A 23,524-nucleotide genomic window follows, 5' to 3' on the forward strand; every position below is an offset into this window, starting at 1 on the left:
ATATGGGATAGTAGACTAATAACACCTGAACCTGGGTAAGGGTTAGGCCGATGAGTAAGTAAGTGCCAATTTCCGACTGACGAATCGCGATTCTTTTCATGCTATGATCTAACCAAATTCTAAGGTTTTATTAAGGTTTCATTAAGGGTTTAGGGGTTATTCTTTTCAGAGCCAATGGCAATTGTTCTGGTGGTTAACCGGCAGAGACTTGCAGAATCTGGACCTACTCGCATAACATTATGGAAACACTGCTTACTTTTCTGCAGCCAGGAGGGCTGAATGAACCGCCGTTTACCATCAATGATGCTCTGACATTGTTCTGGCGAACAGTGCGGTCCTTTCTGAAAGGAACAGTGTCGCATTTGCCTTATTTACTGGTTGGTATCGTTGTCTTCCTGTTTTTCTGGCTACTGGCTAAACTGCTTCGAAAACTCATTGCCAAAGTGGCTGCTCATACGATCGATAGCTCGCTGGCCAATCTGTTAAGCCGGATTATGGGTATGCTCATAACAATTTTTGGCTTTCTGGCAGCCTGTGTAGTTATTTTTCCCACGTTCAAACCCGGCGATGTTATTGCTGGACTTGGTATTACTTCCGTTGCCATCGGGTTCGCCTTCAAGGATATTCTGCAAAACTTCTTCGCAGGATTACTGATTCTGTGGCGTCGGCCCTTTGTGGTAGGCGACCAGATTCGGGTGAAAGAGTTTGAAGGAACCGTTGAAGTTATCAACACCCGATCGACCCGCCTGAAAACCTACGATGGCGAACGGGCTATTCTGCCCAATGGCGATGTGTATACGAGTGCCATTCTGGTTCGAACGGCTTACGATAAGCGTCGGATTAAGTTTGTGGTAGGCATTGGCTACGATGATTCACTTGAAGAGGCCCGGCGGGTGATTCATCAGGTGCTGGCGAGTATCGACGGCGTTTTGTCGGACCCTGGCCCCTGGGTTTATGTATCCGAACTGGCCGACTCCTCGGTAAACCTGACGGTTTATTTCTGGACCGAATCACATCAGGCGAATGTGCTGAAAGTCAGCGATCAGGTAGTAACCGGCATTAAGCTCGCCCTCGACAAGGCCAATATCGATATGCCTTACCCGCATACGGTGGTTATGATGGATAGTGATGCCGTTTCTAATTCTAATTGGCAACCTCAACGCAGTAGCCAACCGGTTTCACTGCCAAACAATAATGGTAGATAAACGTATGTCGTCAGGTAGTACACCGATAAATATGGCTGGATCAGAAGAGAAACAACGACCTTATGCCCGAAAAGTAGCAGTATTCTGGTTTGTAGGCCTGCTTGTGGCAGCCTTATTCATACTGGTTGGCTATGCGGCCCAATTCTTTTTTCTGGTGTTTGGCGGTATTCTGTTTGCCGTCGTCATAAATGCCTTAAGCTGCTTTGTGAGCCATAAAACGAGCTTGAGCTATTCGCTCAGCATGACCCTGGTAGCCGTACTGATTCTGCTGCTGGTAGGTACAACGGGTTGGCTGCTGGCACCAACCGTTAGCCGACAGGCCAATCAGTTGAGTCAGTCGCTCCCCCAATCATTTGACCGGCTGAAAACGTCAATAGCATCAACCGATTGGGGGCAGAGCCTGCTGGAAGGTATACCTCAGCAACCCTCCGATCTGTTTTCGGGGAGTTCGAGCAAAGGTGTGTTGTCGCAGTTAACCGGCATTGTGTCGTCTACGCTGGGAGCGTTGGTCAATGTGCTGATCGTGATCATTACGGGGTTGTATCTGGCATCGAGCCCTACCGTATATCGCGACGGCTTTGTCCGGTTGTTTACGCCTTCCTTCCGCAATCATATTCGGGAGGTGATGGATAAGTGCTACGAAACCATTAAAAACTGGTTCATTAGCCGATCGATCAGCATGGTGGTTGTGGGCGTGGCTACGAGTGTGGGACTGGCCATTATGGGTGTACCCTTTGCTATTATATTAGGCATTCTGGCAGGGGTGCTCAACTTTATACCAAACCTGGGGCCTTATCTGGCCGTGGCTCCGGCCATGCTGGTGGCTTTTCCGCAGAGTATGAGTCTGTCGCTATATGTCTTTGCGCTCTACATGGGCATCCAATCGCTGGAGGGATATATTCTCACACCTTTGCTCGATAAGCGGTTTGTGTCTGTGCCGCCAGCTTTGCTTTTGTTTGGGCAGGTATTGCTGGGGTTCCTGGTAGGGCTGGTAGGCGTTTTGTTTGCTTCGCCAATCATTGCTGTTTTGCTCATTATTGTCGACGAACTATACGTAAAAGATCGCCTTGAGCATACAAAATAAATGGCAACTCAATGCTTCATAGGCTGGTGCTGCATCAGATCGTTTATGATTTTTTCGACTTTGGCTACTGGCATTTTTACCACCAGATGCTGGTGTTTTTTGCCGGATTCGTCCCAGCCGTTCGAGCCATCTGCATTCATGGTCAAGCGTCCGGTTTTGACGGTATAATAGGGAGCATAGCCCTTAATTCCTACCAGCACGGCGGTTTGGTCCCAGCTCATACGCCCGGCCTGGTCTTCTTTGGCCTTAGGGATAGAAATACGAAAAACGTCTTTAACAGGACTGTGAGTAATTCGGGCGTTTTTTATAAGGGGCAGGCCGCTGTGAATCTGCTGACCAATTTCGAAGCCACTCAGGAGCATGGGTGTTGGCCAACTCTCAAATACGGTTTTTGATGCGGGCGTATCTCTAAACACATTGTATTCTTTGCCGCCTGGAAACTTACCCGCCATGCTGACTACTTTTTTTACCTTCTTCGCTACCAGATCGTGGCCCGAAAGTTTTGAGTACTGATCAGGTGTAGAGTTGAGCAGATTAGCCAGATTTGTTAGAAAGCCGACCGTGATGATCGTTACGCTGCGGTCGGGTTGTTTGGCCAGAATCTGGCGGTATAGGGCCACGGCATCCGGTACGTCGTTGTTCGACCGAACAGCGTGCGGGTAGCGGGCTACGAGCGTATCAGACCAGTGTTGAGTATCCTTATCCGTAACGGCTTCCCCTTTGGGAACACCAATCGGAATCGTGGGCCGTCCGAAGTAGGTATTCAGGACGCTGAGTACCTGGGTTACCTTCGGGTATTTGGTGCTGGCAATGGTTGCCAGAATGTTTGCCTGTCCACTGTCGGCCAGCGCATGTAGAATTGTAATGGCACCGACATCGTCGTAGTCGGGGCCCATGTCGGTATCAAAAATAACCGAAACAGGAGCCAGTTTTGGCATTGATTGTGCTAGAGTTTTACCGGTCGTCAGCGTCAGGAGCAATCCAACCAAAATAAGGTGCAGGCGGGTCATAATGAAGCTTCTTTTGCAGAGAAAGCACACTCTTTCGCCAAAATACTATGCCACACATGATTTCACTAAAACCACTTCGCACATCGCCCGACACACAGCTCCGTAACCTCGGCTGGGACTGGATGCTGGGTCAGGATACGTTGCCTTATCTGACCAATGAAGTTGTACTCGTTAGCCCCCAGGAAGTAGAGGCATACTATGAAGCTGCCAACGAACTGTTCGATATGTTTGTGACGGCTGGCCAGCACGTTATCGACAACAATCGTTTTGCTGAACTGGGTATACCGGCCAACCTGATCGAACTTATTAAACTATCGTGGGACGACGACCGGAATATTCATCTCTACGGACGCTTCGACCTGACGGGCGGAATTGATGGGAAATCGATAAAGCTCATCGAATTCAATGCCGATACGGCTACCTGTTTACCCGAAACGGCTGTTGTGCAATTTGCGCATTTGAAAGCCAATAAGCTCGATGAAAGTCGCCAGTTCAATTCGGTGTTCGAAACCCTGACGGGGCAGTTTGAAGAACTTCTGGCGGCTAACCCCGACCTTCAGCCTACGTTGCTACTATCGGCCATGCGCGATTTTCCGGAAGACGATGCCAATGTTGCTCTGCTGGGCGAAGCCGCCAGCGAAGCCGGATTTGAGGTGGAGTTCGATTTTATCGACAATGTTGAGTTTTCGGCCGATGAGGGTATTTTCTGGCAAAATCCTAAAAATGGCCAGTTCGAGAAGCTGGATTTCTGGTTCAAGCTAGTGCCGTGGGAATCGATAGCCGAAGACGAACCTGAATTGGCCACCATTTTGACCGATCTGGTTCGGAAACGGCTGGCCGTAGTGCTCAATCCGGCTTACACGCTGCTGTTTCAGTCGAAATATATCCTGAAAATTCTGTGGGAATTGTACCCCAATCATCCGTTGCTGCTCGAAACAGATACGAAACCATTGGCTGGCCGGGCCTGCGTTGAAAAAGTTTTGTTTGGTAGGGAAGGGGCCAACGTGCGCATTCTGAATGCCGATGGTAGCGAGCAGCAAGCCGTCGATGGCGAGTATAGTCACTACGCGAAAGTGTATCAGGAATACGTCGATTTTCCGAAAGATTCGGATGGGTACTCATATCAGGCTGGCGTATTCTATGCGGGCGATGCCTGTGGGCTTGGTTTTCGGCGGGGCGGACTCATTCTCGACAATGGTGCCGGATTTGTTGGGCACCTGGTTGAATAAAAAAAGTGGCCTGCTATGGTAGCAGGCCACGCTTCAGTCACGGTGGGGTAATGGCAAACCTAACCAACTTTAATTCTGTTACTTTCCTTCCTGATCGTGCTGGGCTTTATGTTGCCGCCGACGTTCCAGAAATTTGGCCCGTTGCTCGGGTGTCATGGCATTGAGCCGGGCCTGCATTTGTTCATGGCGGGCTTTTTTGAAAGCGGCTCGTTCTTCGGGCGTCATTTGGGCAATTTTTGCTTTCATTTCGGCCCGTTTGGCTTCGCGTTGTTCAGGCGTAAGTTTTGGCTTTACTTTATATACCTGAGTCTGGCTTTGTGCATAAGCACCTACCGACAGCAATACAGCCGCAACAGCCACCAGCATTGGTTTTACGTTCATTAGTCTTGTTGTTTTGTCTGTTGGATGCTGCATTGCCAGAAAGGTTTAATCAATACCCAACTTTTTTAGTCATTAATCACTTGTTATTGGTTGTTAACCAGGAAGCTGTTTGCGTTAGGAATGTGATTCTAAGAGTTTTCCACAAAACCCATGACAACGGGCCAATGATTATTGACTAAATTAACGTGCTTTTATGACGAATCTAAGTCTGTATGTGCAGGTTTTTATCTATGTGGCTTCGGGAATAAATCATTTTTGGAACGCGAAAGTCTATCAGACTATTATGCCGCCTTATATACCGGCCCCTGGTCTGATGGTTTCCCTAAGTGGAATTGCTGAAATCGGTTTAGGTATTGGCTTGCTTTTTCCGGCTACCCGCTCACTATCGGCCTGGGGACTCATTTTGCTGCTGATTGCCGTCTTCCCGGCCAATGTGTATATGGCCACATCGAACCGGTTCGCCAGATTTCCGGCCTGGCTGCGCTGGGCCCGCTTGCCACTACAGGCGGTGCTGATCTGGTGGGCATATCAGTATACCTGAATAATGATTGAATTGTGAGAAATTCAATCATTCAATCACCTGAATCCAGCCTTTACATTTTGTGCCTGTCGGTGTGGTTAGCAGGTAGTAATATACGCCGTTTTCAATGGCGTTGCCCCAATTGTTCTGGTAAGGTGATGCGTCGAAAATACGCCGGCCCCATCGGTTGTAGATGATGATTTGCGCATCCGATAGTCCCGTGTTGAATACATCGTTTTTGCCGTCGTTATTTGGGGTGATCACATTCGGGATGTTATCCAGATTTTCGATGGTAACGGTTTGAACGGCACTCAGCGAGCAGCCATTTCGGTAGCTCGTCAGGGTAAGGGTATACTGCCCGGATTGATCGTATTTATAGTTTTCCGGGATGGCTGTTCGAACGGTGTCGCCATTGCCCATTTGCCAGACATACTGGTCGGCATGTTGAGTGTTGTTGGTAAAGGTAAGCTTAGCGGCTTCACTGCAATTTTCACCCACCTGAACTGAAAAGTCGGGCCGGAAAGAATCGTCGGTACTGACGGTTACCTGCTGGCGGCTGGTGCAGCCAAACTCGTTGGTCATGTTGACCGTATAGGTAGTGGTTTTCGTTGGCGTAGCCATTGGGCTGGCAATGGTCGTACTGTTCAGACCATTGGCGGGGGACCAGACGTATTTTACCGCTCCTCCAGCTCTAAGCAAAGCCGACGATTCGGGGCAGATGGTTGTATCGGGACTGATCGAAAAATTTGCCGGATTGACCGTAATTACCCGCTCTACGGAGTCAATGCGCTGGCAGGTAAGTAGGTTATAAGCCCGAATCTTAACCGTATACTGGCCTGATTTGGTAAACACATAACTGGTTTTGGCTGTGTCGGTCGAAATCACCTGACCGTCGATAAGCCATTGATATTGTTTACCGCCAATACTGGTATTCTGGAAGGTCAGCGTCAGGGGTGTACAGCCTGTAACAACACCTTTTTCAACTCCCCGATACGTGTCGAAACCCGCCCGAAGCCGGTCTACATCAAACTTGAACGCCAGGTTATTGCAGTTGCTGCTGTTGTTGGTTTGCGACCAGGCCTGAGCCGTTGCCGGAAAGTTGGTGCCACCACAGGCGCAGACGGCATGAAAAATAACTCCCTGTTTGTTGAAACGTGAGGTGCCTCCATCGACGTGATCACCCCGGCCAACGGCTGGACTACCGACAAAAGTGGCGTAGAGTAGCGATTTGGCCCCTTTTTCGAGCAAAGCTACCCAGAAATTGCTGCCCGTCGTTGTTCGTTTATAGCCATCGCTCGTGATGGGCAATCCGCTTGTGCTGCTGCTAATGTTGTAGCCGGTGCGCACATTGACGGCACCGCCCCAGCCCGACAGATAAATGTTACCACATTCATTGATCAGAAAGGCCGTCGGAGCAATATCGGGGGCACTACGACCGGAACCAATAACGGTTGAAAACAGCGTTGCTGACAGCGACGAATTCAGCGCATGAATAAACTGTTTGCTGCCTGCGTTCTGATAAACCCCCGTCGTTACGGGATACTTACCTAAGGTTGACCCAAACACATACGGGTTACCGTCCGGATCGACATCCAGCAGATAGGCAATATCTTCATTGTTGGTACCCAGATAGGTTAAACGACTCAGTTGCTGATTGTCGAAGCGGGCCACAAAGGCATCGACTGGTGAGGTTGGGTCTGCCGTTGGCTTGATGGCATTGGTGCTAACTGGCATATCGGAACTGGTGGTTACGCCACATACGTAGATCGTGCCCGACGCCGTGACTTTCAGGCTATTGGCTTTGTCGTAGCCAGAGCCACCAATGCGCGCTCCCCAGACCAGCTTGCTCAGGTTGGCGCTTAAACGAAACACAACCGCATCGGCCGCATAAGTGCCTTTGACCGGTAAGTCGCTAATGGGAAAATCGGCCGATTCGGTCACGCTGGCAACGTAAATGTTGTCGTCGATACCTACAACCACTTCGCCCCGTAAATCGTCGCCATAGTTGCGTAGGCTGATTCCGTCTGATTCGAAGCCGGTAGTGTGCCGGGCACCTACACCATCTTTACCACTTCCGCCAACGAAGGTACTGGCTTTTAGTTGCTTGCCATCGGGACTGATAATCGACACGAAAATGTCGCTGCCATTGATGTATTCGATGCTGGTGGTGGTTGTTAGCGATAGTGAAGCAGGGGTTCCGAGTTGGGTAGCTGTTTGAAAAGCCCCCGTCGTAACCGGAAAATCGGGCGACGACGTAGACCCCATCACAACCAGATCACCAGCATTATTCACGATCAGGCTATGGGGCACTTCGGCCGCTTTGCCACCGAGGAACGATGCAAACAGAAGTTTACTGCCATCAGGACTGAACTTTAGAATAGCTACATCGACTTCTCCGCTGAATTTGGCTTCGAATGCTCCCGTTGTTGCCGGAAAATTAGGCCCGAAAACAATGCCGCCTGAATACAGATTCCCGTCGGAGTCGTAGGTAGCGGTCATACCCCAGTTGTCGGAATATGAACCTGAATAGGTAGAGAAAACCAGTTCCGGGTCGATGGTTAACGTTTGTGTACGGTCATAACCATTTGGAAAATGAAAGCCAACGGTCTGTGTTCCGGGCGCACTACCTGCTATAAGCTGCCATTTTGCGGTTACCTCAACGGCTCGTCCATTCTGGCTAACATACGAATAGGGGCGACTTTCGCTTAGGGGCTGGATGCTGGTTTCAATGGTAAGTTTTTCGTCCGTTATTGATACCCGATTGGCTCCTTTATAAACCATCTGTATGACCGACGGATCGGTGCCGGGTTGTACAATGAATTCGTACTTGAGCGTTTGGTAATAGGCATAAAGGCGCAAATCGATACCGGGGTACAGGTCATGGTAAATCACTTCTCCATAGGCTGGCACGTTACCAACCGGGTGCTTGCCGGAAAAGTAATTACGGCTTAGTGTCGATAGATGATTGGTTTCAATCTGGCTCCGTTCGTTAGCGCCGTTAAAACGTACTTCAACCGCATGGGCCGGTATTTTATCGCTTAATGGTTTAGTATGGTCGGGCGTGTGATGGCTGGCCAGCGTAGCTCCATCGTAGAAAACATAGTGTAGAGCATTGGCTTTCAGATACAGGTACCCTCCCGGAATTTCGGCCCGAAAACGTACTTCATCGGCCCATTGCCCCCGGTTCTGAACAAAAGCGATTGGTTCGGCCCGAAGAGCCGTAGTAAGCAAACCAACACATAGAAACAGCGGGTAAAAACGCCACATAGAAACAGGGTTAAGTAGTATGTGAATAACGTGATTTTGTGGATAAAATGATAGGATTTTTGCCACGGCTTTCAGAAAAGCAGACGATTGAGGGAAAGCGTAAAACGATTGGGCTCTACCGGGTGCCGAAGGTATAGACTCACAAAAAAAGGAGTTAGTAGGAAAGCCAGAAATGCGGTTTTTCTGAAAAACACAACCAACCTATGACTTCAGAATATGCACGTGCCGGTTTGCTGCTGGCCTGGCTTGTTACGGCGTTTTTGCCCGTTCATGCTCAAAACCGTATCGGCCAGTTTGATGGGCAGGCAGATGTTGGCAAGGTTAAACACCCCGGTTCGGCCACCTACAACCCGGCCCGGCAGGAATATACCATTGTGGGGTCGGGTACAAACATCTGGTTCGACCATGATGAATTCCATTTTGTGTGGAAGCGAATGAAAGGTGATTTCATTCTGCAAACGAATGGCAAACTGCTCGGCAAAGGCGTCGATCCGCATCGGAAACTGGGCTGGATGGTTCGCTCATCGCTGGATTCTAACTCAGCTCATGTCAATGCGGTGGTGCATGGCGACGGCCTTACGTCGCTGCAATTTCGTCGGACAAAAGGCGCTGCTACTGAGGAACAGAAATCGTCACTGACTTCGGCCGATGTGATCCAACTGGCCCGAAAAGGGAATACGTATACCATGTCGGTGGCTCGAAACGGGCAGCTTTTTGTTACGGAACAGGTAACGGATCTGAATCTGGGCGATGAGGTGTATGTTGGTTTATTCGTCTGCTCGCACAATCCGAATGTATCCGAAAAAGCCGTTTTTCACAACGTACGGCTAATTATTCCGGCTCGCGACAATTTTGTGCCCTATCGCGAATATATCGGCAGCGACCTCGAACTGATGGATGTAGCCACCGGTCATCGGAAAATCATTTACCACTCGCCCGAGTCGATTCAGGCGCCAAACTGGCTTCCGAACAATAAAGCGCTGATTTATAATCACAACGGCAAACTATACCGGTTCGATCTGGCTAAAAAGACGCCGTCGGTGATCAATACCGATTTTGCCGTGAACAACAACAACGACCATGTTTTATCGTTCGATGGTAAAATGCTGGGCATCAGCAACCATGTGAAGGAAGAAGGGAACAAGTCTATTGTGTTTACGATGCCGGTTGAAGGCGGTACGCCCAAACGAATTACTCCGCTTGGCCATTCGTACCTGCATAGCTGGTCGCCCGATGGGAAGTCGTTGATTTATACGGGTCAGCGCGATGGTGAGTTCGATATTTACAGGATACCGTCCAATGGTGGTCAGGAGGTTCGGCTAACGACGGCAAAAGGGCTGGACGATGGGTCGGAGTATTCGCCCGATGGCCAGTTTATTTATTTCAACTCAACCCGGAGCGGTACCATGCAGATCTGGCGAATGAATGCCGATGGCAGCAATCAGGTACAGGTTACAAACGATGAATTCAACAACTGGTTTCCGCATATTTCGCCCGATGGCAAATGGATAGTGATTCTATCGTTTGGAAAAGACGTATCGCCCGACGACCATCCGTTTTATAAGCAGGTTTATCTGCGGCTACTGCCCGTTTCGGGGACAACACCAGCCAGGGTAATTGCCTACGTATACGGTGGTCAGGGGACCATCAATACACCTTCCTGGTCGCCGGATAGCAAACAAATTGCCTTTATCAGCAATACCGATTCGGTGGATAAAGCATCGGTCTCTAACAAGTAAAGAGTAGGCAGGTTATATCTGACTCTTATTGCTATAGTAGAAAAATAAATCCCATTCGTATGAATAATTCGTTGAAAATATCCCGTAAGGATTTCCTTAAAACAAGTGCGCTGGCTGTAACGGCCGCGCTCATTCCCAGCCTCGATGTATTGGCCAAACCAGCAAAAACGGTTGGTCTTCAACTATACACATTGCGTGATTTATTGCCGAAAGATCTGGAAGGTACGCTGAAAAAAGTAGCTGAAATTGGCTACAAGGAGGTGGAGCTATTTGGCTATTCGGACGGTAAGTTTTTCGGAAAAACACCCGCGCAGTTTGGCGCGTTGCTCAAGAGTCTGGGCCTGTCGGCTCCCAGTGGCCACTACACAACCGGCAATACCATGCCGAAGATGAAAGGAACCCTCACAAACGACTGGAAACGGGCGGTTGATGATGCGGCTGCGTTGGGTCAGAAATATATGGTTTGTGCTTATCTGTTTCCCGAAGAACGCAAAGCCGACGACTACAAACGGCATATTGAGCTGTTCAATAAATCGGCAGAGGTTTGTAAGGCCCACGGCATTCAGTTTGCCTACCACAACCACGATTTCGAGTTTAAACCCATGAATGGTCAGTTGCCCTACGACATGATTCTGAAAGGAACCGATCCGAACCTGGTGAAGATGGAATTGGATCTGTATTGGGCCAGCTTTGCCGGACAGGACCCTGTGGCCTTATTTAAGAAACACCCCGGTCGGTTCCCGCTGTGGCACGTGAAAGATATGGCCAAAACCAAAGAGCGCGAATTTGCCGAAGTGGGCATGGGATCTATCAATTTTCAGCGCATTTTCGACGCCAAGAAAATTGCAGGCATGACTCACTACTTTGTTGAGCAGGATGTTTGCAAACGCCCTCCACTGGAGTCGATTGCGATCAGCTATCGGAACCTGAGCAAAATCAGTGTGTAATAAATAAACCCTATTCAATTGCCTCACCACCGCCTTTTGGCAAAAGGATGGCGGTGAGGCTTTCTTATTCTCATGAAACGACGAAATTTTGTGGCATCCTCGTTGCTGGCAGTACCTGCATTAGCAACCACAGACTCTGCTAAACCCGACGCCCAAAAGGCGGTGTATGAATTGCGAACCTATGAACTGAAGTTTGGTTCTCCGCAATCGAATCTTGAGAATTATTTTAAAGATGCGCTGATTCCGGCCCTGAACCGGCAAGGAGTGAAAACGGTTGGTGTTTTCCGGGAAATGGGAAAATCAGACCCGGCCAAATTGCGCCTTCTTATTCCGCATTCGTCCTGGGAAACCTACGCAGCATCGGCCAGCCGACTAGCCAGCGATCAGGCATTTAGCCAGGCGAGCCAGACCTATGCTGCCCTGTTGCCCGATAAAGCACCCTATACGCGCTATACAACATCGTTGCTGAGTGCTTTTGAAGGATTGCCACAGTTGGTTGTGCCTCAGAAAGAACCGCGCATTTTTGAGCTGCGAACCTATGAAGGCTACTCAGAAGACGCCGTTCGACGGAAAATTAAAATGTTTAATGTGGAAGAGATCAATATCTTCAATAAGACGGGCTTGCACGCCGTATTTTTCGGAGAAGTGGTGGCGGGTGAGTATATGCCCTGCCTGACTTATATGCTCACGTTTAAGGATATGGCAGAGCGTGATGCCAACTGGAAGCAGTTTAGCGCTGATCCCGACTGGAAGCGCGTGTCGCAGGCTCCCGAATATGCCAATACGGTTTCAACCATTATTCGGGTATTTCTGGAACCGACGGAGTATTCGCAGATTTAGGATTGTGGACGCTGGATGTTGGATATTGACGCTAGTTTTGTGATTGATTATCTAATGTCCAGCCGTCCAATAGCTAACATCCAGTATCCCATAACCATGCTTCGATTAGTTGTTCCTCTTTTGATATTGCTTTCACTAACCATGTCAGTCGGCTGGAGTGCGCCTGGCGATATCCATATTGCCATCGAAACCAAGCGAACGGCGCTGGTCATTCTGGTCGATAAAGATCAAAATCCAACTGTTGTTCACGTTGGCCCTAAACTCGACCGGGCCGACGAATACGCAAAAATTTCGGGAAATGGGAAGCGTGGTGAAGATTATACAGGCTTGTATAATTCGGCATATACACCGGCTGGGAGCCGAAATTTGCTCGAACCCGCCATTCAGGTAACCCACGCCGATGGCAATCCGTCGCTCGATCTGCGGTATGTGCGCCATGAACGTAAACCTGTTGGAGAGGGCATCGTAGAAACAACCGTTTTTTTGAAAGATCCGCAGTATCCGTTTGAAGTTGAACTGCATTACAAAGCGTATCTGCTCGAAGATGTCATTGAACAGTGGTCGGTTATCCGGCATACCGAAAAGAACAGCGTTGTACTGCACAAATATGCGTCGGCCAACCTCTACATTCCGGCGCAGCACTACTACCTGACGCATTTTCACGGCGACTGGGCGCAGGAGATGAACCCGGTTGAAGAACCGCTCACAGAAGGCCTTAAGGTGCTGGATACAAAACTGGGCACGCGTGCCGATCTGTTTCAGCCGCCGTCGTTTCTGGTGGCGCTGAACCAGCCTGCTGAAGAAGATAAAGGCGAAGTCGTGGCCGGAACCCTGGCCTGGTCGGGCAACTACCAGATTGCCTTTGAGGTCGATCCATTACATAATCTGCGACTGATGGCCGGCATAAATCCCTACGCGTCGGCCTATACGCTGGCTCCGGGTAAGGAATTTGCAACGCCCGCCTTTCTCTACACCTACTCCAATACGGGCAAAGGCACTGCCAGCCGGAATCTGCACCGCTGGGCGCGGAAATTTCGCATTCCGCAGGGCGAAGGCAATCGGCTAACGTTGCTCAACAACTGGGAAGCTACTTACTTCGATTTCAATGAAGAGAAACTGACCGAACTTTTCAAAGATGGTAAGAAACTGGGCGTCGATCTGTTTTTGCTCGACGATGGCTGGTTTGGTAACAAATATCCACGCAACAACGACCGGGCCGCGCTGGGCGACTGGCAGGAGAATGTCAAAAAACTTCCACACGGCTTGGGCTATCTGGTGAAGCAGGCCGAAGAGGCTGGCATTAAATTTGGGATATGGGTAGAGCCCGAAATGGTAAGCCCCAAAAGTGAACTGTACGAAAAACATGCCGACTGGGTGCTGAAGCTGCCTAATCGGCAGGAGTATTATTTCAGAAATCAGTTGGTGCTCGATCTCACGAACCCGAAAGTGCAGGACTTTGTCTATGGTGTCGTTGACGATATCATGACAAAGAATCCAACGCTGAGCTACATCAAGTGGGATTGCAATGCTGTTATTTATAATGCGTTTTCGGCCACCAATCCGAATCCATCGCATTTGTATGTAGACTACGTTCGGGGACTTTATAAGGTGATGGAGCGACTGCGGACGAAATATCCAGCCTTACCCATGATGCTGTGTTCGGGTGGAGGGGGCCGCGTCGATTATGGTGCTTTGCGATACTTTACCGAATTTTGGCCCAGCGATAATACCGATGGTCTGGAGCGGGTGTTCATTCAGTGGAATTATTCGTATTTCTTTCCGGCCATTGCCACCTGCAATCACGTAACCGACTGGGGTAAGCAACCAATCAAGTTTCGAACGGATGTAGCTATGATGGGTAAAATTGGCTACGATATTGTTGTTAGCAAACTGGACGAAAAAGAACTGGAGTTCAGCCAGCAGGCCCTGAAAACCTACGACCAGATCAAAGACGTGGTATGGCATGGCGATCTGTTCCGGCTGGTTTCGCCCTATGAAGCTGATCTGGCATCGCTGATGTATGTGAACGATGCTAAGGATAAGGCCGTCTGGTTCTCTTACCTGATCAAAAATCGATATAGAGCTGGTAGCGTAGCTCCAATTCGTTTGAAAGGGCTTGATCCGGCCAGAAACTATGCGATTCGGGAACTGAATGTATATCCCGGAACAAAGTCGGCCATCAATGCTACCCCACAGGTTTATTCAGGCAACTACCTGATGACGATTGGCTTCAACCCAACTGTGGATACGCGCCGAACCAGCGTGGTGCTCGAATTGTCTGAAAGTAAGTAATTGTTGTGATATGTTACCGAAAATTTGAAATATTATCTTGTGGTGTACAATAAAGCCAAAAAAGGCAGTTGCTTCATTGAAGGACTGCCTTTTTTTAGTTGTACAAATAAGGAAAGATATGCGTGTGGAGAGCTACAACACTGCTATAGTAAGGCTGGGATTTCTTTGTAGTATAGTATGGGTTTTACTGGTGGTTATATTGAGTTGTTCGCCCAAAAGAACAGTGCCCGTTGAACCAAGTTTCAAGTCGGCTGATAATCCAACTATTCAGTATATAGGCCGCATCGATTTTTCGAACCCATTACTGCCCCGATTCTGGGCTTCGGGAGTCTATATCAAAGCAAAGTTTACGGGTAGTTTCTGCGACATAGTGGTCAATGATGAATTGCACGATGAAATAAACCACAACTATCTGTCCATTATTGTCGACAATGCCGCGCCTGTTCGCATACAGACCCGGTCAAAAACGGATACAATAAAAGTGATTCGAAATCTGCCAGAAGGCGAACACATGCTCACGATCTGTAAGGATACTGAAGCGAGTGCTGGTTATCTGGAGTTTGTGGGGCTCTACTGCCAGGAACTGCTTCCGCTGCCACCTAAACCAATGCGCAAAATGGAGTTTATCGGAAACTCAATAACGTGCGGAGCTGGTAGCGACTTGTCTATTTCGCAGTGTGGACACGGAAATTGGTACGATAAACACAATGCCTATTTGTCGTATGGCCCTACTGTTGCCCGTGCCTTTAATGCGCAATGGCAGTTATCGTCGGTATCGGGCATCGGCCTGATCCGAAGTTGTTGCTCATTGCCAATTACCATGCCTCAGGTCTACGACAAAATTAATATGTGGGGCAATTATGTAAACTGGAATTTTAACCAGTATGTACCCGATGTAGTAAGCATTTGTTTGGGGCAAAACGATGGTATACAGGATTCAACCGCGTTTTGTAGTGCGTATATCAAGTTTATAACAACCATCCGCAGTCATTACCCAAATGCATATATTGTGTGTGTAGCCAGCCCGATGGCAAATGCTTTACTGGCACCAGTGTTAAAAAAATACCTGACCAGTATTGTGCAGTATGCCAATGCCCGACGAATGCCGAATGTTGGCCTGTTTTTCTTTTCCCAACGATACCATGGCGGTTGCGGAGACCATCCTACACTGGCCGAACACGCACTTATGGCTCAGGAATTGACGGCTTTTTTAGCCCAGGAACTCCACTGGGAATCCTGACTGGGTAAAACTATCGGTGGTTACTGATAAAGAACCCCAACTTTTCAGCGAAAAATTGCCCGTTTGGATTTGCTTTATTTTTCCTCGAATGAGCCTTTGCTGGTTTTTTTTACTGACCTCGCCAGACGAGGAAGGTTCAGACGAACAGGTATATGATACCGAAGGCGAACTTGCTGCGTATATTCCTCCAGCATACGATAGAAGTTCTCTTCGGTGCTGGATTCTAATTCAGTCGAATTTTGAGAGCGTTCAGCCATATCCTAGCAAGTCCTGTGGATCAACGATTTTGATGCAAGTTAAAAAAAACTTGCTAATAGTAAACGAATTCGCCTGTTAATTAAGTGGAAGGCCATTTCGACCAAATATTCCTGGCAAATCAGTTGCTGCATTGGGCATCTCTGTCTTCAAGCGATGCGTTTCCTGCCAATAGGGTTGCAGTTTTTGTATACTAGATACCAACTGTATATAGCTCTGGTTCTTAGTTAGATAGCTTGTTGTTCCCAGATCGAAACAGCGTTGTATATCATTTTTATGATGCACTGCTGATAAAATGCTGATCGGGATGTGCCGAAACTCCTCATTGGATTTCAAAAAATGAAGAATTTCGAAGCCACTGAAAACGGGCATTTCCAGGTCAAGAATAATAAAATCGGGTAGTTGGCCGTCGATCAGATGCGTAAGGTAAGTTAGTAAAACTGCACCACTCTCAAACAAACGCAGGGTACATTCTTTAAAATGAGTTGTGAAAATACGCTGTATTAGATATCGGTCATCATCATCATCATCAACAGCATAAATAAGCGGACTCGAATAATCAGGCATTACGTCTGAAAAATTTTGTTGCGTATTTTTAATAAAAGCATATGCAAAGTAACTATATATCTTTAATATATAAATACGTGATTGATGATTTCTGTATTAAAATAACTTCTTTCTGATTTTGTTACTGTCTAAAGGCTGTTTTTCTGCTTTAGCAGCCCCGAAGTTAATACATACACCACTAGGGTTGGCGCCTGCCAATGAGCTATGGTCAGTTCATTCAGCACTTATTCCTTTTGGTTCTGCTCTTTTGTCAGTTGGGGCAAAATCTTCTTTATTCTGCTACGCCTAAAGCCCAATTTTGATCTAACAAAACCGACATAGCTCGGTCAATCGTCCTCTTTTTTACCAAAAATACTATTGATCATCATGAAGGCTTATTTTTCATTTTATCGCCCGGTGCTGCTGGCAATTTTGTTTGTGGCATCGCTCTCGGCTTGTAAGAAAAACAATTCCGATCCTGCTCCTGACTTGGCTAGTCGTGTAGCCGGTACCTACAGCTATTCTGAACTGGTAGCGGGTGGCCAAACATATCCGGCCAGTCAAACCGACCTAAAAGGCACAATGAAGGTAACCCGCCAGTCGGCAACAACCGTGTCGATTGTCGTCGATTTTAGAATTAAATCAACGAATGAAGTTTTCCTACAGGATTCGGCCGATGACGTTACGGTAGTTGATGCTGGCAGTGGCTCTATTGAATACCGGTTGAATGGCAATCTGATTGCTAAAGGCACAACCAGTAAACTCAGCATTACGGGCGAAGACGACAACGGTGTTGAGTTGACTCTTTCGGCCACTAAATAACTCCTCTTTTATTCTTCTAAACCCGCTCTGGCGGACAAACCAATGCGTTCATTCAAAAAATTTACCCTTATGGCCCTGGCTACTATTACATTGGCGGGCTCACTCACTAGTTGCGCTACCGTGTTTGGTGGCCGCGTTACCGATTATCAGAAGCGTAAACCAATGCCGGGCGAAGCGCAGCGTCAGGTACGGACAGGTGCTTTGATTGCCGATATCCTGCTTTTCTGGCCTGGCACTATTGTCGATTTCGCTACCGGCGCAATTTATAAACCTCAGCGCGGTGTAACGGCTCAGAAAGCGCAGTCTGCTACAACAGCTACACCGCAGAAGTAAGAGCCAACCAGCCTCGTTAAAACGGGGTAATTGCCCTGAGTAGCTTCTATACGCCACTCAGGGCAATTACCCCGTTTGTTTATAAGAAGGCTGCTATCTCAACTGCTTATTGAAACAGGCCCCAACTAGTTTACGGTTACCTTACCTTTATAGATAAAATCCTCTGCCAACAAATGACCGCACTGCTTGTTGAAGACGAAGAACTGGCTGTCCGCAAACTTCAGAAATTACTGAACGATGTAGCCCCTGCCCTAACCATAACGGGTATTACGGCTGGTATTGAAGATACCGTTGAATGGCTGGAAAACCGCCGGTTGAGCGGCCTGCCGGAGCCTGATCTTATTTTTCTGGATATTGAACTGGCCGATGGGCAAAGTTTCGAAATTTTTGAGCGAACACCGGTTCGTAGCACTGTTATTTTTACAACTTCTTACGACGAATATGCCTTGCAGGCTTTTAAAGTCAATAGTATCGATTACCTGCTTAAGCCTGTTCAGCGCGACGACCTCGAACGAAGCCTCCAAAAATACGAAGCGTTGCGGGGGCGGTCGGCGACCAACGATCCGGTTCGGAATATTGAAAAACTAGTGCAGCAACTGCAACGCCAGTCCCTGCGCGACTACCGCCAACGGTTTCTTGTTCGTCAGGGCCAGCGCCTGCTGTCTATTGAAGTGAGTGAAATCGCTTATTTCTATACCGAGGAACGATATAGTTTCTTTACTACGCACAGGGGGCAGAAATTTCTGGTCGACTACACATTGGATGAACTAGCCGAAAGCCTCGACCCTGGCCAATTCTTCCGCATTAATCGGAGTGTGCTGATTACACACCAGTCGGTTGATCAGATACAGTCTTATTTTGGTAATCGGCTGGTCTTGCAGTTGCGCCCCGCTTTTGATAAGGAAGCGCTGGTAAGTCGTGAGAAAGTAAGTGATTTTAAGACCTGGATGGGTAAATAAAGACTGCTGTTTCAGCGGATTGTATCTTTTTTCGTCGATTCTATCGGAATGGCAACCCCAAAAGCTCTTGGGTCGCTTGGTGGCATCGTCTTAAGTTTTCGTTTTTTTCGGCTATTCTGTGGTGTTACTACGGCATTGGGTTGTGGTGACGACTGCAATAATGTACCGGGCCCCGAGAGTGGCGTATCGATGCCTGGAATCGGAACCTGAGCCGAAGGCGATGGCTCCCGCCTTGCCCTGGTCGTATCGATTTGCCCTCTACAGACCGATACGTATAGGGTAAGAAATATTATTAATAAGACCGGACGCATAGGAAAAGAAAGTTTGTTGAGTAAAATATAACCGGGAACAGCCCCTGCCTACTATCAACTCGTTAGAGCATACAACAGTTTTACCATTTTTGCTACAAGTAGCCAATCGATGTCTAGCTACAGAACGAGCAGTTGTGAACCTGACAAGTATGGCCAGATTTCAATGAGAGTCGGCAGAATAACCGATTTAGGTTGATGTAGTACATTGGATATACTGGTAAATACGCCTTTTAATATATTTTTAGTGCCTTAATTTATTATATCGAGTCTAATATAAACAAGCGATTGTTGAATCGTGTGAATTGTAAATAATATACAACCTGAAGGCACAAGTAGAAAAGTATGTACACTTCATTAACTGATGAAACACTAATTCGCCTGTATTTACCCGATCAGCCTAATCAATGTTTCGAAACACTTTATGCGCGCTATGTAACTAAGGTTTATCGGCGTTGCCTGTCGTTAACGCACGACTCGGCCAAAGCCGAAGACTTTACGCATGACATTTTTCTGAAGGTATTTAATAAACTTGATGCTTTTCAGGAGCGTGCTCGTTTTTCTACCTGGCTTTATTCGATAGCCTATAATTATTGCCTGGATCAGATTCGGATTTCCAGACGGATCACTACCATTGCTATGGATGAAAGCGGGGAATTCGATATTCCAGAATCGCAGGATGCGCTGCTTCATGAAGAAACCCTCGATATGGTGAAGCGGGCAATGGAAACCTTATCGAACGAGGAGACCAACCTGCTTCGGCTTAAATATGAAGATGGAATGAGTATTAATGAAATTGCGGACCTGTACGATTTAAAACCCAGTGCTGTCAAAATGCGTCTTAAGCGTAGCCGTGATAAAATTCATCAGTTATATGAGCGTCAGTATAATCAGTAACCCAGTTGCGAAAAGAGTTTTTATAGGGCAAAGTGACCGAATAGAAAAACTATATTCTAAAAGATAAATACCCCTCTACTAGCCAAAAATTACTTCGGGCCCAGCCATTTTGGCTGGGCTTTTTTATGCCGCTTCCTTGCTGGTAGCCCAATATACTGAGGTGCACCCTATTTTCCTGGTAGCTGAATACGTATTCAGTTTATACAGTCAAATACTGATTTTATTTCCCTTATATGTATTTAGGTTTACTTATGGCCTTCTATTAATAGTATTTTAACCTAAAATATAAGCGAAATTTAATTTTCTCTCTTCAATTCAATACAACATTTGTAGTACTGCAATTGGTTACGCTCAGTTTGGTTTCGTTTATCCAGAACCAGCCTGTTTTCCTGATAAAGGGAACCGTGACCATTCCAATGGCTGGATGTAGATAAAAATCAGGTTCATAGTTGACTATTCTTAGCAGGAATTCTTGCTGAACATAATTCAGAAATAGAGCAATGGGCAAAGATCTCTATGAAAATTTTGTTGATAATTGATGAACTGAAGCAGTCTGATTGGCTACGTCGGCGGCTGGAGCTTGAAAACAATCAGGTAGCAACGAGTCCCGACTGGCAAACTGGCTGGCTAATGGCCCATGAATCGCAATTTGATATTGTAGTCGTGGCCATTCAGTTGTCGGAATCCAATCAAAATCATTTGCTTCAGCTTTGGCAGGCCGAAAGCTATCGGGTTCCTCTTTTTCTTCTCATATCTCCCGATACGCCTGCCAATAAAGCCTGGGGATTAGAGTCGGGAGCCGATGATTGTGTTGGATACTCGGTTGATAGCCGGGAATTAATGGCTCGGCTCTATGCGCTTCACCGACGTAAATTTGGTACTTTTCCTACATTGTCGAGTCTACGCGTCGATGATCTGGAAATTAATCTGATTCATAAAACAGTATACCGGGCAGGAAAGCGAATCGACTTATTACCGCGCGAATATTATCTGCTGGCCTTTCTTATGCAAAATCGGAGCAGGGTTGTTTCGAAAAAGGAAATTCTTGAGAATGTGTGGAGTAAAATCGATAAAATTCGCCCAAATACGGTAGAGGTATACATTAATTATTTACGCAAAAAGATTGATAGTCAGGCTACAATCAAGCTCATTCATACCGTAGTAGGCATGGGTTATGTGATTCGGATTGCCGAATAGCCTTCGGGGGGTTCGCACAATAACAACCGGATTCCGGCGCTGGTAAGCATCACAAAAGGGCATACCTTTGTAGTATGAATTCGAACCTCTATCAACATCTGGATAGCATTCCATCGCCCTGTTTTGTTCTCGAAGAAGCTAAACTTCGCCGAAATCTAGAACTGATCGATTCGGTCCAGAAAGCAGCTGGTGTTACCATTATTCTGGCCCTGAAAGGCTTTTCGATGTATAGTGCTTTCCCACTAGTGCATAAGTACCTCAGCGGTGCTACGGCCAGTTCGCTCAACGAAATTAAACTCGTAAACAATTATATGGGCGTAAAGGCTCATACCTATATTCCGGCTTATCGCGACGATGAGTTTGACGAAATCGTTGACCGTAGTACCCATCTTACGTTCAATTCATGGAACCAGTGGGAGCGATTTAAAGACCGGGCCCTTGGTAAGGTTTCGTGTGGTATTCGGGTCAATCCGCAATATTCGGAGGTAGCAACGGATATGTATAACCCCTGCGTGCCCGGTTCGCGGTTGGGCGTCACCCGCGACCAGCTACCCGACCAACTGCCCGATGGGCTGGAGGGAATTCATTTTCATACGCTTTGCGAAAATGATTCGTTTACGCTCGAACGTACGCTTCAGGCACTCGAAGGCCGATTTGCCGATCTGCTGCATCAGGTAAAGTGGGTCAACTTTGGGGGAGGCCACTTAATGACGCGTGAAGGCTACGATACTCAGCATCTGATTGGCTTGCTGTCGGCGTTTCGGCAGAAATACAATGTCGACATAATTCTGGAGCCCGGTTCTGCCATTGCCTGGCAAACGGGCGTGCTGGTTTCAACAGTGCTGGATTTGATCGATAGCCAGGGCATTCAGGTTGCTATTCTGGATACGTCGTTTGCTGCACACATGCCCGATACGCTCGAAATGCCCTATAAGCCACGGATTACTGATTCGTATCATGAACCCGTGGCGGGGAAACCGACCTACCGGCTGGGTGGAATGACTTGCCTGGCTGGCGATTTCATGGGCGATTACTCGTTCGATAAACCGCTTTCTATTGGCGATAAGGTTGTATTTGAAGACATGATTCACTACACAATGGTGAAGACCACGACTTTTAATGGGGTTAACCTGCCGAGTATTGGAATCTGGAAAGAAGATCAGCACTTTCTGCACGTGCGTTCTTATGGCTACGAGAGCTTTAAGGACCGGCTTAGTTAAGGCTTAGGGTAGGGGGAAGTAGCATAAGCCGCTGAGGTATAGAAACAAAAAACCTGCGCACAATAGGGTCCGCAGGTTTTTATCAGACAGCTAAAGGTGTACTGCACAAGGCAATTACGGAAGTAAAACTACGCAACGTTTCCGTGAACGGCAACGTAACGATTCAGTTTATTTCTTTACAAACTCGCGGTGATAAGCCGCTCGGTAGAGTTCTTCTTCCGGTAAACTCTTGAAGTAGTCGTAGGTAATTCGCAGACCTTCGGCCCTCGATACCTGTGGTTCCCAGCCCAGAATGGCTTTCGCTTTTGTGATGTCGGGTTGCCGTTGTTTCGGGTCGTCTTTGGGTAAATCCTTAAAAATAAGCTTTTGCGTGGTGCCCGTCAGCTTAATGATTTCTTCGCCAAATTCGCGGATGGTAATTTCCGATGGGTTACCAATATTGACCGGATAAGCATAATCACTCAGGAGCAGGCGATAAATACCTTCAACCAGATCATCGACATAGCAGAACGAACGGGTCTGACTACCATCGCCAAAAACCGTCAGATCTTCGCCCCGGAGCGCCTGGCCAATAAAAGCAGGCAATACTCGCCCGTCGTTCAGGCGCATTCGGGGACCATAGGTATTGAAAATACGAACAATACGCGTTTCCAGCCCGTGGTAGGTGTGGTAGGCCATTGTCATGGCTTCCTGAAAGCGTTTTGCTTCATCGTATACACCACGTGGGCCAACGGGGTTTACGTTGCCCCAGTATTCTTCATTCTGTGGGTGAACGGTGGGGTCGCCATATACTTCGGATGTTGACGCAATCAGCACCCGCGCTTTTTTGACCCGTGCCAGTCCCAGGCAATTGTGAATACCCAACGACCCTACTTTCAATGTCTGAATCGGGATTTTGAGGTAATCGATTGGGCTCGCTGGCGAAGCAAAATGGAGAATGTAATCCAGTTCGCCCGGAACATGAATAAACTTTGAAACGTCGTGGTGATAGAACTCGAAATTCGGCAGGTGGAACAGGTGTTCAATATTACGGATATCGCCAGTAATCAGGTTATCCATGGCTATCACATGATAGCCTTCTTTGATGAACCGATCACATAAATGCGATCCCAGAAATCCGGCACCGCCGGTAATTAAGACACGCTTCATTCAGTATAGGATTTTCGGTTTTATGGTTTACGGTTTATCGTTTACGCTACCCTGGAAGGATATATGCTACTAAACGAGCAACCG

Annotated in this window: 21 protein-coding genes; 15 read left to right on the forward strand and 6 right to left on the reverse strand. The window is 47.6% G+C overall.

Features of this window, described 5'->3' with window-relative positions; genetic code table 11:
• Positions 1-239 precede the first annotated feature (239 nt).
• Positions 240-1,205, forward strand: a complete 966-nt coding sequence (locus tag WBJ53_RS03550) for a mechanosensitive ion channel family protein (protein ID WP_338874674.1) — start codon at positions 240-242, stop codon at positions 1,203-1,205.
• Between the two features lie 31 nt (positions 1,206-1,236).
• Positions 1,237-2,289, forward strand: a complete 1,053-nt coding sequence (locus tag WBJ53_RS03555; RefSeq protein WP_338874675.1) for an AI-2E family transporter — start codon at positions 1,237-1,239, stop codon at positions 2,287-2,289.
• 8 nt (positions 2,290-2,297) lie between these two features.
• Here WBJ53_RS03555 and WBJ53_RS03560 read toward each other — a convergent pair whose 3' ends face one another.
• Positions 2,298-3,299, reverse strand: coding sequence for a nucleoside hydrolase (locus WBJ53_RS03560; RefSeq protein WP_338874676.1), 1,002 nt, complete (start codon positions 3,297-3,299; stop codon positions 2,298-2,300).
• A gap of 56 nt (positions 3,300-3,355) precedes the next feature.
• Here WBJ53_RS03560 and WBJ53_RS03565 point away from each other — a divergent pair, with 56 nt between their 5' ends.
• Positions 3,356-4,528, forward strand: coding sequence for a glutathionylspermidine synthase family protein (locus WBJ53_RS03565; protein WP_338877149.1), 1,173 nt, complete (start codon positions 3,356-3,358; stop codon positions 4,526-4,528).
• A gap of 78 nt (positions 4,529-4,606) precedes the next feature.
• Here WBJ53_RS03565 and WBJ53_RS03570 read toward each other — a convergent pair whose 3' ends face one another.
• Positions 4,607-4,909: a hypothetical protein gene (locus WBJ53_RS03570; protein ID WP_338874677.1), complete on the reverse strand. Its 303-nt coding sequence runs from the start codon at positions 4,907-4,909 to the stop codon at positions 4,607-4,609.
• A gap of 193 nt (positions 4,910-5,102) precedes the next feature.
• Between WBJ53_RS03570 and WBJ53_RS03575 the strand changes: the two genes are divergently transcribed.
• The gene (locus tag WBJ53_RS03575; RefSeq protein ID WP_338874678.1) at positions 5,103-5,450 is read left to right on the forward strand and encodes a DoxX family protein; all 348 of its coding nucleotides are present in this window, start codon (positions 5,103-5,105) and stop codon (positions 5,448-5,450) included.
• A gap of 27 nt (positions 5,451-5,477) precedes the next feature.
• Here the strand turns inward: WBJ53_RS03575 and WBJ53_RS03580 are convergent, their stop codons facing one another.
• Positions 5,478-8,696: a gliding motility-associated C-terminal domain-containing protein gene (locus WBJ53_RS03580; RefSeq protein WP_338874679.1), complete on the reverse strand. Its 3,219-nt coding sequence runs from the start codon at positions 8,694-8,696 to the stop codon at positions 5,478-5,480.
• Positions 8,697-8,899: 203 nt separating this feature from the next.
• Between WBJ53_RS03580 and WBJ53_RS03585 the strand changes: the two genes are divergently transcribed.
• The 5 genes from WBJ53_RS03585 to WBJ53_RS03605 all read left to right on the forward strand — a co-directional run bounded on the left by WBJ53_RS03585 (position 8,900) and on the right by WBJ53_RS03605 (position 15,754).
• Positions 8,900-10,435 carry a biopolymer transporter TolR gene (locus tag WBJ53_RS03585; RefSeq protein ID WP_338874680.1) on the forward strand — a complete coding sequence of 512 codons (1,536 nt, stop codon included), beginning with the start codon at positions 8,900-8,902 and terminating at the stop codon, positions 10,433-10,435.
• A gap of 59 nt (positions 10,436-10,494) precedes the next feature.
• Positions 10,495-11,382: a sugar phosphate isomerase/epimerase gene (locus WBJ53_RS03590; RefSeq protein ID WP_338874681.1), complete on the forward strand. Its 888-nt coding sequence runs from the start codon at positions 10,495-10,497 to the stop codon at positions 11,380-11,382.
• Between the two features lie 72 nt (positions 11,383-11,454).
• A complete protein-coding gene (locus tag WBJ53_RS03595) occupies positions 11,455-12,222 on the forward strand; it encodes an NIPSNAP family protein (RefSeq protein ID WP_338874682.1) in 768 nt (255 codons plus the stop codon).
• 96 nt (positions 12,223-12,318) lie between these two features.
• Positions 12,319-14,514: an alpha-galactosidase gene (locus tag WBJ53_RS03600; RefSeq protein ID WP_338874683.1), complete on the forward strand. Its 2,196-nt coding sequence runs from the start codon at positions 12,319-12,321 to the stop codon at positions 14,512-14,514.
• A 223-nt stretch (positions 14,515-14,737) separates the two neighbouring features.
• On the forward strand, positions 14,738-15,754 hold the full coding sequence (locus WBJ53_RS03605) for an SGNH/GDSL hydrolase family protein (RefSeq protein ID WP_338874684.1): 1,017 nt from the start codon (positions 14,738-14,740) through the stop codon (positions 15,752-15,754).
• Positions 15,755-16,087: 333 nt separating this feature from the next.
• Here WBJ53_RS03605 and WBJ53_RS03610 read toward each other — a convergent pair whose 3' ends face one another.
• On the reverse strand, positions 16,088-16,576 hold the full coding sequence (locus WBJ53_RS03610) for a response regulator (RefSeq protein WP_338874685.1): 489 nt from the start codon (positions 16,574-16,576) through the stop codon (positions 16,088-16,090).
• Between the two features lie 366 nt (positions 16,577-16,942).
• On the opposite strand from WBJ53_RS03610, the gene WBJ53_RS03615 reads away from it, so the two are divergent.
• The 3 genes from WBJ53_RS03615 to WBJ53_RS03625 all read left to right on the forward strand — a co-directional run bounded on the left by WBJ53_RS03615 (position 16,943) and on the right by WBJ53_RS03625 (position 18,669).
• Complete coding sequence (locus WBJ53_RS03615; RefSeq protein ID WP_338874686.1) at positions 16,943-17,377, forward strand: hypothetical protein; 435 nt, start codon at positions 16,943-16,945, stop codon at positions 17,375-17,377.
• A 42-nt stretch (positions 17,378-17,419) separates the two neighbouring features.
• Complete coding sequence (locus WBJ53_RS03620) at positions 17,420-17,710, forward strand: hypothetical protein (protein WP_338874687.1); 291 nt, start codon at positions 17,420-17,422, stop codon at positions 17,708-17,710.
• Between the two features lie 173 nt (positions 17,711-17,883).
• The gene (locus WBJ53_RS03625; RefSeq protein WP_338874688.1) at positions 17,884-18,669 is read left to right on the forward strand and encodes a LytTR family DNA-binding domain-containing protein; all 786 of its coding nucleotides are present in this window, start codon (positions 17,884-17,886) and stop codon (positions 18,667-18,669) included.
• A gap of 11 nt (positions 18,670-18,680) precedes the next feature.
• Here the strand turns inward: WBJ53_RS03625 and WBJ53_RS03630 are convergent, their stop codons facing one another.
• Positions 18,681-18,980 carry a hypothetical protein gene (locus WBJ53_RS03630; protein ID WP_338874689.1) on the reverse strand — a complete coding sequence of 100 codons (300 nt, stop codon included), beginning with the start codon at positions 18,978-18,980 and terminating at the stop codon, positions 18,681-18,683.
• A 342-nt stretch (positions 18,981-19,322) separates the two neighbouring features.
• Between WBJ53_RS03630 and WBJ53_RS03635 the strand changes: the two genes are divergently transcribed.
• From WBJ53_RS03635 to nspC, 3 genes are all read left to right on the forward strand, one after another.
• Positions 19,323-19,874: an RNA polymerase sigma factor gene (locus WBJ53_RS03635; protein WP_338874690.1), complete on the forward strand. Its 552-nt coding sequence runs from the start codon at positions 19,323-19,325 to the stop codon at positions 19,872-19,874.
• 516 nt (positions 19,875-20,390) lie between these two features.
• A complete protein-coding gene (locus WBJ53_RS03640; RefSeq protein WP_338874691.1) occupies positions 20,391-21,071 on the forward strand; it encodes a response regulator transcription factor in 681 nt (226 codons plus the stop codon).
• A 74-nt stretch (positions 21,072-21,145) separates the two neighbouring features.
• On the forward strand, positions 21,146-22,291 hold the full coding sequence (gene nspC, locus WBJ53_RS03645; protein ID WP_338874692.1) for a carboxynorspermidine decarboxylase: 1,146 nt from the start codon (positions 21,146-21,148) through the stop codon (positions 22,289-22,291).
• Positions 22,292-22,459: 168 nt separating this feature from the next.
• On the opposite strand, the gene WBJ53_RS03650 is transcribed toward nspC, so the two are convergent.
• Positions 22,460-23,440, reverse strand: a complete 981-nt coding sequence (locus tag WBJ53_RS03650; protein ID WP_338874693.1) for a UDP-glucuronic acid decarboxylase family protein — start codon at positions 23,438-23,440, stop codon at positions 22,460-22,462.
• Between the last annotated feature and the right edge of the window lie 84 nt (positions 23,441-23,524).

Source organism: Spirosoma sp. SC4-14, from assembly GCF_037201965.1.
Taxonomy (GTDB): Bacteria; Bacteroidota; Bacteroidia; order Cytophagales; family Spirosomataceae; genus Spirosoma.

Coding starts and splice junctions, on each gene's coding strand:
- WBJ53_RS03550 (WP_338874674.1), top strand. CDS start 240: ATGGAAACACTGCTTACTTTTCTGCAGCCAGGAGGGCTGAATGAACCG.
- WBJ53_RS03555 (WP_338874675.1), top strand. CDS start 1,237: ATGGCTGGATCAGAAGAGAAACAACGACCTTATGCCCGAAAAGTAGCA.
- WBJ53_RS03560 (WP_338874676.1), bottom strand. CDS start 3,299: ATGACCCGCCTGCACCTTATTTTGGTTGGATTGCTCCTGACGCTGACG.
- WBJ53_RS03565 (WP_338877149.1), top strand. CDS start 3,356: ATGATTTCACTAAAACCACTTCGCACATCGCCCGACACACAGCTCCGT.
- WBJ53_RS03570 (WP_338874677.1), bottom strand. CDS start 4,909: ATGAACGTAAAACCAATGCTGGTGGCTGTTGCGGCTGTATTGCTGTCG.
- WBJ53_RS03575 (WP_338874678.1), top strand. CDS start 5,103: ATGACGAATCTAAGTCTGTATGTGCAGGTTTTTATCTATGTGGCTTCG.
- WBJ53_RS03580 (WP_338874679.1), bottom strand. CDS start 8,696: ATGTGGCGTTTTTACCCGCTGTTTCTATGTGTTGGTTTGCTTACTACG.
- WBJ53_RS03585 (WP_338874680.1), top strand. CDS start 8,900: ATGACTTCAGAATATGCACGTGCCGGTTTGCTGCTGGCCTGGCTTGTT.
- WBJ53_RS03590 (WP_338874681.1), top strand. CDS start 10,495: ATGAATAATTCGTTGAAAATATCCCGTAAGGATTTCCTTAAAACAAGT.
- WBJ53_RS03595 (WP_338874682.1), top strand. CDS start 11,455: ATGAAACGACGAAATTTTGTGGCATCCTCGTTGCTGGCAGTACCTGCA.
- WBJ53_RS03600 (WP_338874683.1), top strand. CDS start 12,319: ATGCTTCGATTAGTTGTTCCTCTTTTGATATTGCTTTCACTAACCATG.
- WBJ53_RS03610 (WP_338874685.1), bottom strand. CDS start 16,576: ATGCCTGATTATTCGAGTCCGCTTATTTATGCTGTTGATGATGATGAT.
- WBJ53_RS03615 (WP_338874686.1), top strand. CDS start 16,943: ATGAAGGCTTATTTTTCATTTTATCGCCCGGTGCTGCTGGCAATTTTG.
- WBJ53_RS03620 (WP_338874687.1), top strand. CDS start 17,420: ATGCGTTCATTCAAAAAATTTACCCTTATGGCCCTGGCTACTATTACA.
- WBJ53_RS03625 (WP_338874688.1), top strand. CDS start 17,884: ATGACCGCACTGCTTGTTGAAGACGAAGAACTGGCTGTCCGCAAACTT.
- WBJ53_RS03630 (WP_338874689.1), bottom strand. CDS start 18,980: ATGCGTCCGGTCTTATTAATAATATTTCTTACCCTATACGTATCGGTC.
- WBJ53_RS03635 (WP_338874690.1), top strand. CDS start 19,323: ATGTACACTTCATTAACTGATGAAACACTAATTCGCCTGTATTTACCC.
- WBJ53_RS03640 (WP_338874691.1), top strand. CDS start 20,391: ATGAAAATTTTGTTGATAATTGATGAACTGAAGCAGTCTGATTGGCTA.
- nspC (WP_338874692.1), top strand. CDS start 21,146: ATGAATTCGAACCTCTATCAACATCTGGATAGCATTCCATCGCCCTGT.
- WBJ53_RS03650 (WP_338874693.1), bottom strand. CDS start 23,440: ATGAAGCGTGTCTTAATTACCGGCGGTGCCGGATTTCTGGGATCGCAT.